11 protein-coding genes are annotated in these 12890 nt (G+C 62.3%); 5 read left to right on the top strand and 6 right to left on the bottom strand.

Annotation, left to right across the window (positions count from 1 at the left end):
* Window positions 1-172 precede the first annotated feature (172 nt).
* On the top strand, window positions 173-859 hold the full coding sequence (locus AC1DWZ_RS23375) for a helix-turn-helix transcriptional regulator (RefSeq protein WP_477171364.1): 687 nt from the start codon (window positions 173-175) through the stop codon (window positions 857-859).
* 57 nt (window positions 860-916) lie between these two features.
* Here AC1DWZ_RS23375 and AC1DWZ_RS23380 read toward each other — a convergent pair whose 3' ends face one another.
* From AC1DWZ_RS23380 to AC1DWZ_RS23400, 5 genes are all read right to left on the bottom strand, one after another.
* The gene (locus tag AC1DWZ_RS23380) at window positions 917-1396 is read right to left on the bottom strand and encodes an N-acetyltransferase family protein (protein ID WP_477171365.1); all 480 of its coding nucleotides are present in this window, start codon (window positions 1394-1396) and stop codon (window positions 917-919) included.
* A gap of 236 nt (window positions 1397-1632) precedes the next feature.
* Window positions 1633-2715 (bottom strand): TonB-dependent receptor, encoded by a 1083-nt coding sequence (locus AC1DWZ_RS23385; RefSeq protein WP_477171366.1) that lies wholly within the window; start codon window positions 2713-2715, stop codon window positions 1633-1635.
* Window positions 2716-2899: 184 nt separating this feature from the next.
* Window positions 2900-3502: a DUF6655 family protein gene (locus AC1DWZ_RS23390; RefSeq protein WP_477171367.1), complete on the bottom strand. Its 603-nt coding sequence runs from the start codon at window positions 3500-3502 to the stop codon at window positions 2900-2902.
* Window positions 3503-3612: 110 nt separating this feature from the next.
* Entirely contained in the window at window positions 3613-4743 is a 1131-nt protein-coding gene (locus AC1DWZ_RS23395; protein ID WP_477171368.1) for a TAXI family TRAP transporter solute-binding subunit, read from the bottom strand.
* A gap of 122 nt (window positions 4744-4865) precedes the next feature.
* A complete protein-coding gene (locus AC1DWZ_RS23400; protein WP_477171369.1) occupies window positions 4866-6413 on the bottom strand; it encodes an N-acyl-D-amino-acid deacylase family protein in 1548 nt (515 codons plus the stop codon).
* A gap of 53 nt (window positions 6414-6466) precedes the next feature.
* Here AC1DWZ_RS23400 and AC1DWZ_RS23405 point away from each other — a divergent pair, with 53 nt between their 5' ends.
* The 4 genes from AC1DWZ_RS23405 (at window position 6467) to AC1DWZ_RS23420 (ending at window position 11336) form a co-directional block, all read left to right on the top strand.
* On the top strand, window positions 6467-8584 hold the full coding sequence (locus AC1DWZ_RS23405; RefSeq protein ID WP_477171370.1) for an acetate--CoA ligase family protein: 2118 nt from the start codon (window positions 6467-6469) through the stop codon (window positions 8582-8584).
* Window positions 8585-8718: 134 nt separating this feature from the next.
* Entirely contained in the window at window positions 8719-9903 is a 1185-nt protein-coding gene (locus AC1DWZ_RS23410; RefSeq protein ID WP_477171371.1) for a pyridoxal-phosphate-dependent aminotransferase family protein, read from the top strand.
* A gap of 66 nt (window positions 9904-9969) precedes the next feature.
* Window positions 9970-10989 (top strand): histone deacetylase family protein, encoded by a 1020-nt coding sequence (locus AC1DWZ_RS23415; RefSeq protein ID WP_477171372.1) that lies wholly within the window; start codon window positions 9970-9972, stop codon window positions 10987-10989.
* A complete protein-coding gene (locus tag AC1DWZ_RS23420) occupies window positions 10989-11336 on the top strand; it encodes a hypothetical protein (RefSeq protein ID WP_477171373.1) in 348 nt (115 codons plus the stop codon). The genes AC1DWZ_RS23415 and AC1DWZ_RS23420 overlap by 1 nt, the downstream gene beginning before the upstream one ends.
* Window positions 11337-11370: 34 nt before the next feature.
* On the opposite strand, the gene AC1DWZ_RS23425 is transcribed toward AC1DWZ_RS23420, so the two are convergent.
* The gene (locus tag AC1DWZ_RS23425) at window positions 11371-12885 is read right to left on the bottom strand and encodes a PAS domain-containing sensor histidine kinase (protein WP_477171374.1); all 1515 of its coding nucleotides are present in this window, start codon (window positions 12883-12885) and stop codon (window positions 11371-11373) included.
* Window positions 12886-12890: the final 5 nt, after the last annotated feature.

Genomic DNA, 12890 nt, shown 5'->3' on the forward strand with positions numbered 1-12890 from the left:
CAACAGGGTGTCAGGAGTGATTTGGTAGCCTGCAAGTCTATCGTCATCCCCGGGCTTGACTCGGGGATCAGGTGGTAACTGATGAACATCTCGCCCGGTCGTACTCGATCCCCGGGTCAAGCCCGGGGATGACGGAGCAGATGTGGATGCATCCAGCAATGCGAGAGGCCGAATGAGCGAGCGATCCAATCGGCTGTTTGCCATTATCCAGGCCCTGCGACGGGCACGGCGGCCGGTGACGTCGACGTATCTTGCGGAAAGGCTGGAGGTGACGCCGCGCACCATCTATCGCGACATCGCCGCACTCCAATCCATGCGCGTGCCGATCGAGGGAGAAGCCGGGATCGGCTACGTCATGCGCGCCGGTTTCGACCTGCCGCCGCTCATGTTCAATGCCGATGAGGTCGAGGCGATCGTGGTCGGCATGGCTTTGCTGCGCCGCACCGGCGATAAGGGCTTGCTGGATGCCGCCGAAAGTGTCCGAGGCAAAATCGCGAGTGTGCTGCCGGCCGATGACGGGCGCCGGATCGAAGCCGGCAATCTCCATGTCTCATCCTGGGGCGCCAAGGCGCCGGTCGCCATTGACCTCAAAGCCGTGCGGCGCGCCATTCGCGATGAACAGAAACTGTCGATCACTTATCGCAACGAGCAAGGCGCCAGCAGTAGCCGCACGGTGCAGCCGCTCGCCATCGTCTATTATGTCGAGGTCGTGGTGCTGGCGGCGTGGTGCGAACGGAAAAAGGATTTCCGGCATTTCCGGTTGGACCGGATCACGGCTTGTGCGCTGAAGAAGGCCTGGTTCCGCGGCGAGGGCGATAGGTTGCGCGCGGCGTGGCAAGCGGTTCAGAGGCTGCCGTGACTCCCTTTGTCATCCTCCGCCTTCGCGGACCATGACAAATTTTATCGGGTCACGTCATCACCCCTTCCGGGCCATCGCCTTCAACGCCTCGCCGGCCAGGCGGTAGAAGACCTTCTCTTCTTGCACCTCGGCGCCGAGGTCCTTGTAGTAGTTCATGAGATGGCGGTTGGCTCGGTCGGCCGTCCAGTCGACGCGGCTGTGGCCGCGTTCGAGGGCGAGGGTGGCCACGGCCTGGATCAGGCCCTTGCCGACACCTTTGCCGCGGGCGGATTGGGTCACGAAGATTTCCTTCAGGAAGAAGCCGGATTTGAGGCTGGGACCGGGATAGATCGCCGAGAAGGCAGCGAAGCCGAGCGGGTTGACGGTGTCGGCATCGTCCAGAGCCACCAGGATTTCGACACCTACTGGCAGATTGGCAAGGTCTGCCAGGATTTCCTCCCGGGTGGGACACGGGACCTGATAGTGACGCTGCATTTCAGTATAGAGAGTGGCAAGGGCCGGGTGGTCGGCGTTCGCGCAAGGGCGGATGATGGTCACGAAGATCGCTCCGGGAAAATTGTTCGCAGCAGCTTTCCAGAAGACGAGACGGGATGCCAGCACGGTTTCGAGTTGGCCTTCCCTTGGCGGAAGGGGCGGCGAGCGCTAGCGAGCTGTGAGGGGGATCTCTCGGCGAGTCCAGTCATCCGCCCCCCTCACCCTGACCCTCTCCCGCGAGGGGAGAGGGAATGAGCTCTCGACGGCAATATCTTAGCTTCGCTGTCTATCAATTCACTTTAGAACGGGATCGCCATCGCGATGGTGGCCGCGTGGGATTGTTCGTCGGCGTTGTTTGCGTTGGTGGCGAGGCGGTCGTAGGCATAGGCGGCGGTGAAGTTGATGCCACCATAATCGGAATCATCGGCATGCCAGACAGCGCTCATGTCGAAGCTTTGCAGATCGTCGACGCGGCGGTCACCACCCCGCCGTGGTATGTCGTCGGCGCTACGGCAATAACGGTAGGTGGCGGCGATATCGAGGGCGTCCCACAGCGGGAAGGTCATCGTTATGGTGGGGCCGGCGCTGTTTTCCGCATATTGGAGATCGTCGAGGCTGAGGCTGCCGGCCTGCAGCTCATCCGGCAGCTTGTAGGTGGTGGCATAAGAGAGATCGAGTTTCATCCGGTTGGCGATACGGTAGGTGAGCGTCGCGTAGGCTGAGGCGTTGGTGTAGTCATCCACCGGGTTCCAGGCGTCGTGCCTGCCATAGCGGATGCCACCGGAGAGGTCGACACGCTGAAACAGTGTCTTGGAAAAGCGCGCCGTGGCGCCGTAATCGCTCTGCGTCGCGGTCGTTTCCACCATATCGAGGCTCCAACTCGGTTCCAGAGCCAGGAGCAGTCCATCATGCTGATAGCGCAAAGCGGTGCGGGCCTCGGCCCGGTCAGTGCCCCAACTATTGTCCAGATAACCCGTCTTGCTCACTTTTGTCGACGCTGTGAAGGAGAGGTGATCGCTGAGGGCGGCCTCATAATCGGCCTGAAGTCCGGCAGCAAGGCCCGTGCGGGCATCTTCACCTTCGTCCTTCGTGCCGAGCCTGACTGGCAGGCCGATGAGGTTGAACTCCATCGTGCGTGGCGATGGCAATTCTGCATCGTCGCCGGTTGCGGCCTCGTTTATCTGATCGGCAGTGAGTTGATCCGGCTCCCGCTGATCGGCGAACTGGTGGCCGATGACATCGACATGGAAGGCGATCTGCAGCGGCGCCGCTGTCTCATCAGCACCGCAGGGCCCGACAAAGCCAACAGTCGAGATGAGTGTCGCCAATAAGGAACGCGTCACGGCGCGCGGCACACTGGCATCAACGATGGATAGAATCATCACAGGCCCCACTGATCCAAGTCCCCGGGACCAGGGTGTGCGCAGCGCGTGAAGACTTTCTTAAGTCAAAAAGATGTCACAGCTGTGGAAACACGCCTTTATCGGCAATCCATCCGACTCTGCCTAAGAAGCGAGCAGAGTGTCTTAACCTTTGCCGGCAAAGCAGTAGATGTCACAGCAGGTTTCAATCTTCCGGACGATTCAGATTGTCCTCGGACCAGGAGATGAAGAAGAGGAGCACGGTTTCCTTCTGGTAGGACGAGTCGGCGGCGGGTGACGCGGTGGCAATCAGGCGACCATCCTTGGCGTCATAGGCCGCGGTCGAAAACTTGGCGACACCCTGCTGGGTATCGCGCTTGTAGAGCGCGATTTCCGGGAATGTGAAGGCGCCGCCGGCGAGCGGTATCGGCAGGTCGAATTTCGGCACGCCGACGAGCATGTCGCGCTGGTCGATCGAGAGCGCGCCGGCGCGAATCTCGATAATGCATTCGGCGTCCTTCTTGTCGTCGGCGAGGCGCAGGCCCTTGAGCAGCGCCTGTTCACGGATGGCGGCGATGGCGTATTTGGCATCGTATCCCTCGAAATTGGCGGTCTCGATGAACACGCGCTTGCCCACGGGCACGCCGAAGTCGAGGCTCTGCGCCTGCTTGTCGGCTGCCGTTGAGATCAGCAGTTGCTCGGTCGCTGTCCGTTCGGGATCGCTGCTCCGCGTGGTCGTGCAGCCGCTCAGGGCCAGGACTGCAAGAGAGGAGGTCAGCAAGCAGCAGGCCAGCAGTCTGGGGTGCATGGGGGTTCCTTGGGCGGTGAGACGGACAGGGCGTCCTTCACCAACCCCGGCGCTGCGGCATGGGTTCCGCTTGTCGGAGATTTTACCGCCGGGCGTTTTACCGCAGGGATTTAGTTGGTCTTGATGGCCGGGTCGCTGCGCAGGGCAGCGGGCAGGAAGCGGGTGACGCCGTGCTCGTCATAATATTTGAGGGCGCCTGCGTGAAACGGGACGCTGACGCCGGCGATCGCCAGCTGCAGATCGAGCGCCTTGCCGGCGGCCGAGGCCTGGTCGAGATTCTTGCGCGTCGCCTCCTGCCAGACGGCGCGGGTGAGTTCGTAGGTGGTCTCGTCCGAGAGGCTGGCCGGGACCAGCCAGACCGCCACCAGTTCGACAGTCGGGGTTTCCGGCACGTTCTTGAACTGGTCGGCCTTGATGATGCCGGTGGCGATGAAGCCGAAGCCCTTCATCATCTTGGCGACCGGGTCGCCGGTGATGGGCAGCATGCGCAGCGGCATTGAGGCCGCGAGAGCCGTCACGTCGCGGCTGTCCAGGGCGTCGACCACGATCATGGCGTCGATCTTGCCGGTGGTGAGAGCCTCGGCGGCGGCAGGGAAATCGAGATAGCTGGGCTTGATGCGCTTGGGGCTGAGGCCGTGGAAGCCGAGGATCTGGCGCGCGGTCACGGCATTGTCGCTGTTCTCGGCGCCGAGATTGACCTTGAGGCCCTTCAGCCCCTCGACCGTGGTCGCGGTCGATTGCGGCCCCACGATGATCTTGACGTTGAGCCGGCCCAGCCCGGCGATCGCGCGCAGGTCGTTGTCCTTGCCGGTGCTCTTGAACAGGTCCTTGCCGGTATAGGCGAGATAGGCGATGTCGGCCTGGACGACGGCGGACTCCACCATCTTGCCGCGCAGCTGGGTGAGATTCTCGACCGATCCGGAGCTGGTCTGGGCGAGGCCGATCATGCCGGGAATGCCGCAGGAGCCGCCTTCCTCGCAGGTCCGGGAACCGGGCGGGTTGCTGATGGCGCCGCCGATCAGGCCGGCCAACTCGTATAGCGGGGTCCCGGGGGCGCCGGAGCCGATGCGGAAGTAGCTCAGTTCCTGGGCGCTGGAGCGGACCGGCGAGCTGAGCAGGGGCAGGCCGAAGCCGAGCGCCCCGGCCGCACAAGCTACCCCGCCAAGCCCGAACAGGACGCGCCGGCGGCTCGGCTGAAATACCGAACGGGCTGCGCGTTTGCTGTCTTTCAATAGGCTCATCGGGGTGCCGGTTTCATCACGGGCCAAGCTGCACCAACCAACGGGCTGCAGCACAGTGATGATATAGAACGAGAGTTAATGAGTCGCCAATACGAAGGCCGCATAATCTGTGTGCGTTTTCATCAAAAAGCCGCGAGCTGCAATGGTTTCAGCGAGCTTAACGATTGTGGCGCAAGGCGCTGTTTACGGGGCAACGGTCGTCCAGGCCGGGCACCTGTCGCTACCCCCTCGCGCCACACTAAGGCCCCATTTACTAGCACAAATCGAATCCCGAGGCTGGGTTCGGACGGTGACACAAATGTGGCACGGTCGATGACAGTGGCCGGATCGAACACTGTGACATCGGCAAAAGCGCCTTCAGCCAGTTTGCCGCGATCGATGAGGCCAAAGCGGCTGGCGGTGAGGCCGGTCATTTTATGGATCGCGGTTTCGAGGTCGAAGAGGCCGAGTTCGCGGCTGTAATGGCCGAGGACGCGGGGAAAGCTGCCCCACAGGCGCGGGTGGTTGATCTCGCCGCCAGGCAGGCCATCGCTGCCGATCATAGTCGGAGGAAATGCCAGAATACGCTGCACGTCGGCCTCGTCCTGGCAGAAATAGATGGCGCCGCCAGGGGCTAGCTTGAGCGCGGCTTCATTGCGGTCGATGCCCCATTCCCGGGCGATGTCGTCGAGCTCACGCCCCGCCATTTCCGGATGCGGCTGGGACGAGCTGATCAGCACCTTCGAGGCTGAGAGCACGAAGGCCGGGTCGATGATGGTGGCAGCAGCGTTGTAGGGATAGACGTCGAGGCCGACCAGCTGGCTCGCCCGGGCTTCGTCGATCATGGGCAGGGACCAGGCCGTGTGACCGATATTCTCCGGCCCGTCGCCCTGATGGTGGGAGAGCACGACCGGCACGCCGGCGCGCTCGCCGATCTCCAGCGCCTCGACCAGGGCCTCGCGGAACTGGGCGTCGTAATTCCGGGAATGGGTGGTGTAGATGGCACCCGCCTCGCCAGCGACCCGGGCCAGCGCCACGACTTCGTCAGTGTCGGCCGCCTTGTTGCTGGGGTATTCGAGGCCGGTCGAGAAGCCTAGTGCTCCATCCGCGAGGGCCTGGCTCAGCCGAGCACCCATGGCGGCGATCTCCGCTGCATTGGCCGGACGGTCGAGTTCGCTCATGCATTCGACCCGCAGCACGGAATGGCCGACCAGGGCGGCGCTGTTGACGGCAGCGGGCGTCTCGTTGAGCGCCGCGAAATAGTCGGCGACGCGTGGGAAGCGGTAATAGCTTTCGTCACCGAGGAGGAAATCGGCCGGATAGCTGGCGCGCGGGGTGAGGGGGGCGGCGCTGAAGCCGCAATTGCCGATCACCACTGTGGTGCAGCCTTGGCTGACTTTGGACGGCATGTCGGGCTCGGCCAACAGGGCGATGTCGTCATGGGCATGGGCATCGATAAAGCCCGGCGCCACGACGCAGCCATCGGCATCGATCTCGCGGTGGGCGATACGCCCCTGCAGGTCGCCGATCGCCGTGATCCGGTCGCCATCGACGGCGACATCGGCGGCAAATCGCCGGGCGCCCGTACCGTCGATAACCATGCCGTGGCGGATCAGAATGTCGTGGATCATGCCGCGCTCCCAGGTCGTGTCGTATTTCATCAAGTGAATGGCGACTTGTCTCAAGCCCATCGGGCTTGCTATTAGCACACCTAGTGGATCACTTCGATATTGGAATCCCCGCCATGAGCACCCTCACCACGCGCCAGAACAATATCCGGCGGCTCTTGAAGCCGCGTCATGTCTGCATCATCGGCGGGCAGGCTATGGCGGAATCGATCCGGCGCTGTGACGCTGCGGGTTTTGCCGGGGAGATCTGGGTGGTCAATCCGAAATACGAAGAGTTGGGTGGGCGCAAATGCTATCCGTCTATCGCCGCACTGCCGGAGGCACCGGATGCGACCTTCATCGCAGTCCCGCGCGAAGCCACGATCGAGACGCTCAAAGAACTCAACGCACGCGGTGCCGGCGGGGCGATCTGCTACGCCGCGGGTTTCGCCGAAGTGGGCGGCGAGGGTGTGGAGCTGCAGAAGAAGTTCATTGAGGCGGCAGGTGACCTCGCCGTCGTCGGACCAAACTGCTATGGCATCCTCAACTACCTCAACGGCATCGTTCTGTGGCCGACCGGGCATAATGGGCACAAGGTCGAAACAGGCTGCGCGCTGGTGGCCCAGAGCGGCAACATCGCATTGAACCTCACCTGCAACGACCGCTCGGTGCCGTTTGCCTATGTCATCACCTCTGGCAACCAGGTGGTGCTCAACGTGGCCGATTTCGTTGATGCCCTGGCGGAGGATCCGAAGGTCACGGCGATCGGCCTCTATATCGAGGCAATCAGCGATGTCCCGGCATTCAGCCGTGCCGCAGCCAAGGCGCTGCAGAACGGCAAGCCACTCATTGCCTTGAAAGCCGGCAAGTCCGAACTGGGCAGCCAGCTCGCGATGAGCCACACCTCGTCCCTGGCCGGCAGCGACCGCATGTATGATGCGTTGTTCGAGCGATTGGGAGTGATCCGGGTGAATTCGATCCCCGATTTGCTGGAAACGATGAAGCTCATTTCGATCGCTGGCCTGCCCAAGGGCAAGAGCCTCGCAGTCTTTACTTGCTCCGGCGGCGATGGGTTGATGACGGCGGATCTTGCGGAAGAACTCGACGTGCCGCTCAACCCGCACAGCCCGGAACAGGTGGCCGACCTCAAGCAACAGCTGCCCAATTTCGCCTCCGTGACCAACCCGCTCGACTACAATACGTCGCTGTGGAGTCATGAAGATCTGCTGACCAAGTGTTTCGGCACGGTGATGCGTGGCGACTACGATGCCGGCATGCTGATCCTGGATTATGCCGTCGATGGCGAGGCGAGTGAACGGGCGTGTGATGCCTCGGTCAATGCGATCATGGCTGCCTGCGAGACCTACGGAAAAATGCCGATCGTCACGGCGACCTTGCCGGAGCTGCTGCCGGGCCGCGTGCGCGACCGGATGGCGACGCATCATGCTGCCCCGATGCAGGGCCTGCCCGAGGCGATGCGCGCCTTTGCCGCTGCGGCGCGCTTTGCCTATCAGCGCGATCACCTGACGTCCGGATCGGCCGACAACCTGATCATGCCGCGGACGCCGGTGCTGGACGGTGCGACGAAGGTCCTGTCAGAGCATGATGCCAAGCAGGCTTTGGCGAAGTACGGCCTCAAATCTCCGGCAAGCCGCATCGTGGCGCCGGCCGACGCGGCCAAGGCCGCCGCTGAACTGGGCTTTCCCGTCGTCGTCAAAGTAGCAGCCCCCATCATCGCTCATAAAACCGAAGCGGGCGCCGTGGCGGTCAATCTCAAATCCGCTGCCGAGGTTGAGGCGGCAGTGGTAAAGATGCAGGCATCGGTCGCAGCCTACAAACCAGGCCTCAAGATCGAGAAGGTCCTGGTCGAGGCGATGGTGCGGGATGTCGTGGCCGAGCTCATCATCGGTGTGAAGCGCGACCCGCAGTTCGGGCTGGCGCTGGTGGTCGGTGCCGGTGGCATCCTGGTGGAGATGGTCGAGGATTCAGCGCTGTTGCTGTTGCCGACGGATCGCAAGGTGGTGGAGAAAGCGATCCACGGCCTGAAGATCGCAAAGCTCTTGCGTGGCTATCGTGGCAAGCCTGCCGGCGACATCGAGGCCGTTGTCAGCGCTGTCATGGCGGTTGCCGAATATGCAGAAGCGCATCGCGGCGATCTTGTCGAGCTCGACGTCAATCCGCTGATGGTCCTCCCGTGCAACTCACCCCAGGGGGCCGTTGCCGTCGACGCATTAATTATCCAAGCGGACAAGTAACAAGTATCATTGTACTTTGGGCTGAATGTCGGCGTTCGGTCATCGAACGAGGTCGCTTTCGGGCCAGCCGATAGGTTACGCTCGCCTCACGTTGAACGCGTCGATCACGACATCTTCAACAGCAGGGGAGTTCGATGACCTATCAGCCTGGACGGCAATTTCTGCAAATTCCTGGTCCGACCAATATTCCGGAACGCGTGCTGCGAGCTATGGCAGCCCCGGTACTTGATCATCGTGGCCCCGAATTTGCGCGGCTGGCCAGCGAACTCCTGGCGCGTATCAAGCCGATCTTTAAAACGACCCAGCCTGTGCTGATCTACCCGGCTTCGGGTACGGGGGCCTGGGAAGCTGCCTTGGTCAATACGCTTTCACCCGGTGACAAAGTGCTGGGCTTCGACAGCGGCCAGTTCGCATTGCTATGGACCAACATGGCGCGCAAGCTCGGCCTTGAGGTGCAGTCGCTTGCCACCGACTGGCGTCACGCGCCGGATCCTGACCTTATCGAAGCCGCCCTTGCCGCCGACCGTGACAAGAAGATCAAGGCCGTGCTGCTGGTTCATAACGAAACCGCCAACGGCTGCATGACGCGCGTGGCGGAAATCCGGCAGGCAATGGACCGCGTGGGCCATCCGGCATTGTTGATGGTGGACACTATCTCGTCGCTTGGTTGCGCCGATTTCCGCATGGACGAGTGGGGCGTCGATGTCGCCATCGGCGGATCGCAAAAAGGTCTGATGCTGCCGGCGGGCCTGGCCTTCTGTGGCATCAGTGAAAAGGCACTGGCTGCCTCGAAGCAAGCCAAGTTGCCGCGCAGCTATTGGGATTGGGAGGCGTATCAGGGCGGCAATTTCCCGTACACGCCGGCCTGCAATCTGTTCTTCGGTCTACGCGAGGCTTTGAACCTGATCGATGCCGAGGGGCTGGAGAATATCTTCGCCCGGCACAGCCGTCATGCCGAAGCGACGCGCCGGGCGATCCGCGGTTGGGGCCTGGACGTGGTCTGCGCAGAGCCCAAGGATTACAGCCAATCGATCACAGCGGCCTTCATGCCCGAAGGTCATTCGGCGGACGCGTTCCGCAAGCTGGTGCTCGACCGGTTCAACATGCCGCTGGGCGGTGGCCTCGGGCGTCTGGCCGACAAGGCCTTCCGTATCGGTCACCTTGGCGATACCAACGATTTGATGCTGGGTGGCGCACTGTTCGGTGTTGAGATGGGCCTGGCAGCGGGCAAGATCCCGCACAAGGCCGGCGGGGTCCAAGAGGCGCTCAACTATCTCGCCGCCCAATCGGGGCAATCTGCGCGGATGGCTGCCGAATAAGGTGCTTGCCTTTCTGCTGAGGCCCGGCCGATGCTGCGAACCTACCAACGCAGCAGAGGCCGGGTGATGCAGGTTTTCTTTTCCGACGTTCAATTGCGCCACGCGCCACGCGAGTTTCTGGTTCGAGGACAGTGGAAGCCGTGTCCGGAGGCGCCGGGGCGGGCGGTCGCCCTAGAGGCGGCCCTGCTGGCTGCCGGCCACCAGGTCAGTGTCCCTGTTGCGGGTGATCGCACGGCGATCGCTGCCGTCCATGATGCGCGCTATCTCACCTTCTTGGAAACGGCACATCTGCGCTGGCGCGAGCTGCCGGGTACCTCTGAGACGATCGTGCCGAACATTCATCCTAATGGCCGCGGCCTTGGTTATCCGCAATCGATCGTTGGCCAGGCGGGCTATCACATGGCTGATACCGCCTGTCCGATTGATCAGGAGAGTCTGCCATCAATCCTGGCCAGCGCCGATTGCGCCATCGCGGCAGCACAAATGGTGCGCGATGGCAACGCATCGGCCTATGCGCTGTGCCGTCCGCCTGGGCATCACGCCTTTGCCGACATGGCAGGCGGATTCTGCTACCTCAACAACAGCGCCATCGCGGCCGGTATCCTGCGCGGCAAGTATGACCGCGTCGCCGTGGTCGATGTTGACCTGCATCATGGCAACGGCACACAGGGCATCTTCTATGCCCGTGGCGACGTCCTGACGGTCTCGGTCCATGCTGATCCCGCACATTTCTATCCATTCTTCTGGGGGCATGCGGACGAGGAGGGGGAGGGCGCCGGGGAGGGTGCTAACCTCAATCTGCCGCTGCCGCTTGGCAGTGGTGATGACGTGTTCCTGGCAGCGCTGGATGTTGGGTTGGCGAAGGTGCGCAGCTTCGGCGCCGAAGCTCTGGTCGTGGCGCTGGGGCTGGATGCCTTTGCCGGCGACCCTTTCGCCGGCCTTGCCGTCACGGAAGACGGCTTCCGCCGCATTGCTGCCAGGCTCGCGGCCTTGCGGTTGCCGACCGTGCTGGTGCAGGAAGGCGGTTATCTATGTCCGGAACTAGGGCGGAATCTGGTGGCGTTCCTGGAGGGGTTTGCCGGTTGATGATAGCGGTAAACGGTCTATGGCGCCGATATATCCATTTCGCTGTGCTCGTCCTTGGTCTGCCGGTTGCCATTTTGGCTGCCGTGATGCCGGCAAATGAATATGGCGTTTTTGACGCAAGTATCGTCGATTGCGACGGGCTGTTTGCCGTCATGATGTTCGCGATCCCGGCTTTGATCTTCTACGGCGTGAATGGGATCTGCGCCGCCTGGCAGCACCGGCGCGGCGATCGCTGGCATCTTGGCATTGCGGCGATGTCTTTCGCGGTTTGCCTGTCAATCGTACCCAACATGGTGAATGCCGTCAGGGATCAAGCACGCCCTGACCTGTCAGAGGCGTGCGCCTAGCGGTGGGAACTTCAAGGCTGCCGGGGGATGACGATCAGCACAAGCGGCTGGCCGGGATATGCAAGCCGACCCTGGTGCCGCGGTCGATCTGACTGACCAGGGTGAGGCGGCCACCATGTAACTCGGCAAGGCGCCGTGACAAGGCAAGGCCGAGACCCGTGCCGGCATAGCGGCGGGCATGATGTGATTCCACCTGCACGAAGGGTTCGAGCACGCGGTCGACATCCTTCTCCGGAATGCCGATCCCATTGTCTTCGACCTCGATAATGAGGTCGCGCTCCGGGCCGCGATAGGCGCGTATCGTGATCTTGCCGCCGGCCGGCGTGAACTTCACCGAATTGGACAACAGGTTCAAAAGGATCTGCCGGGTAAGTCGGTGATCGACCAGCACCAGCGGCAGATCGTTTGGCAGGTCGCTGACCAGGGTGAGTTCGGCGGCGCGGGCACGATCCTGGATCATACGGAGCGCGGGCTCGCACAGCATCTGGATGGAGATTTCTTCCTCATTGAGATCAAGACGGCCAGCCTCGATCTTCGAGAGATCGAGGATATCGTTGATCATGGTGAGCAAGTGGCTGGCGCTCGATTGGATGTCGGCAGCATATTCCTGCGCGCGGCCGTCGATAGGGGTATCCGCCACTTGCCGCGTCAGCAGATCGGCAAAGCCGATGATCGAATTCAATGGCGTGCGCAGCTCGTGGCTCATATTGGCGAGGAAATCAGACTTGGCCCGATTAGCCAGTTCGGCGCTGTCCTTGGCCAGAATCAGCGAATGTTCACGGCGCACCAGATCGGTAATGTCACTGGCCGTCCCGCGAAAGCCGGTATGAGCGCCGGTCTCATGGGAGAAGGTCGGCACGCCGCTCAGCAGGAAGAGGCGCACATCGCCTGATTTGGTGAAGGCTTCGAAGCGATGGTCACGGAAAGGTGCCATGGCGGCAAAGCGCTGGCTCATGGCGAGTGCGCCGGCATCATTGTCGGCCAGGCTTTCCAGGCGCTTGCCCATCAGTTCCTGGGGCAGATAGCCCAGCACCTTGGTGACGCGGTCCGAAACGAGGGTGATGTTCAATGTCGGATCCGTCTCCCACACCCAGTCGGAGGTCAAGCGCACGATATCGTCGAAACGCTCGTGAGCCTTGGTGAGCTCGGCGGTCAGGCTGATGGCATTGTTGATCGGCTCGACGAGTCCGGCCAGACCGGCATGCTTGCCATGGCGATCCGTCAGAGGCACATGATGCGCGTGCAGAATCTGCTCCTGGCCATCCAGCGTCACCGTGATGTCGCGGCGCACGACGCGATCACGGTCGTCAGCCTCGCTGAGGATGGCGGTGAGCGGCAACAGTGTGATGAGGCCATCCGGCAGGGATAGCCGCTCGCCCAACTGGCGGTAGGGGAGATTGTACCAGGTCAATCGGCCGCTCTTGTCGACCAAATAGAGTGGCGAGGCAAAATCGAACAGCCGTTGCGCGAATATCTGCTTGATTTGTTCGGCGGTCGGCTGGCGCGGGGTGATCGGCTCAGTCTTTACGAGCCGGAGCTTTTCCCGCATGCCCG

It is taken from the genome of Dongia sp. P2_B8 (assembly GCF_056404715.1).

Excerpts from the sequence above, each read along its gene's own strand:
- AC1DWZ_RS23410 (WP_477171371.1), top strand. The coding sequence starts at position 8,719 with ATGACCTATCAGCCTGGACGGCAATTTCTGCAAATTCCTGGTCCGACC.
- AC1DWZ_RS23385 (WP_477171366.1), bottom strand. The coding sequence starts at position 2,715 with ATGATTCTATCCATCGTTGATGCCAGTGTGCCGCGCGCCGTGACGCGT.
- AC1DWZ_RS23425 (WP_477171374.1), bottom strand. The coding sequence starts at position 12,885 with ATGCGGGAAAAGCTCCGGCTCGTAAAGACTGAGCCGATCACCCCGCGC.
- AC1DWZ_RS23375 (WP_477171364.1), top strand. The coding sequence starts at position 173 with ATGAGCGAGCGATCCAATCGGCTGTTTGCCATTATCCAGGCCCTGCGA.
- AC1DWZ_RS23390 (WP_477171367.1), bottom strand. The coding sequence starts at position 3,502 with ATGCACCCCAGACTGCTGGCCTGCTGCTTGCTGACCTCCTCTCTTGCA.
- AC1DWZ_RS23415 (WP_477171372.1), top strand. The coding sequence starts at position 9,970 with ATGCAGGTTTTCTTTTCCGACGTTCAATTGCGCCACGCGCCACGCGAG.
- AC1DWZ_RS23405 (WP_477171370.1), top strand. The coding sequence starts at position 6,467 with ATGAGCACCCTCACCACGCGCCAGAACAATATCCGGCGGCTCTTGAAG.
- AC1DWZ_RS23400 (WP_477171369.1), bottom strand. The coding sequence starts at position 6,413 with ATGGGCTTGAGACAAGTCGCCATTCACTTGATGAAATACGACACGACC.
- AC1DWZ_RS23395 (WP_477171368.1), bottom strand. The coding sequence starts at position 4,743 with ATGAGCCTATTGAAAGACAGCAAACGCGCAGCCCGTTCGGTATTTCAG.
- AC1DWZ_RS23420 (WP_477171373.1), top strand. The coding sequence starts at position 10,989 with ATGATAGCGGTAAACGGTCTATGGCGCCGATATATCCATTTCGCTGTG.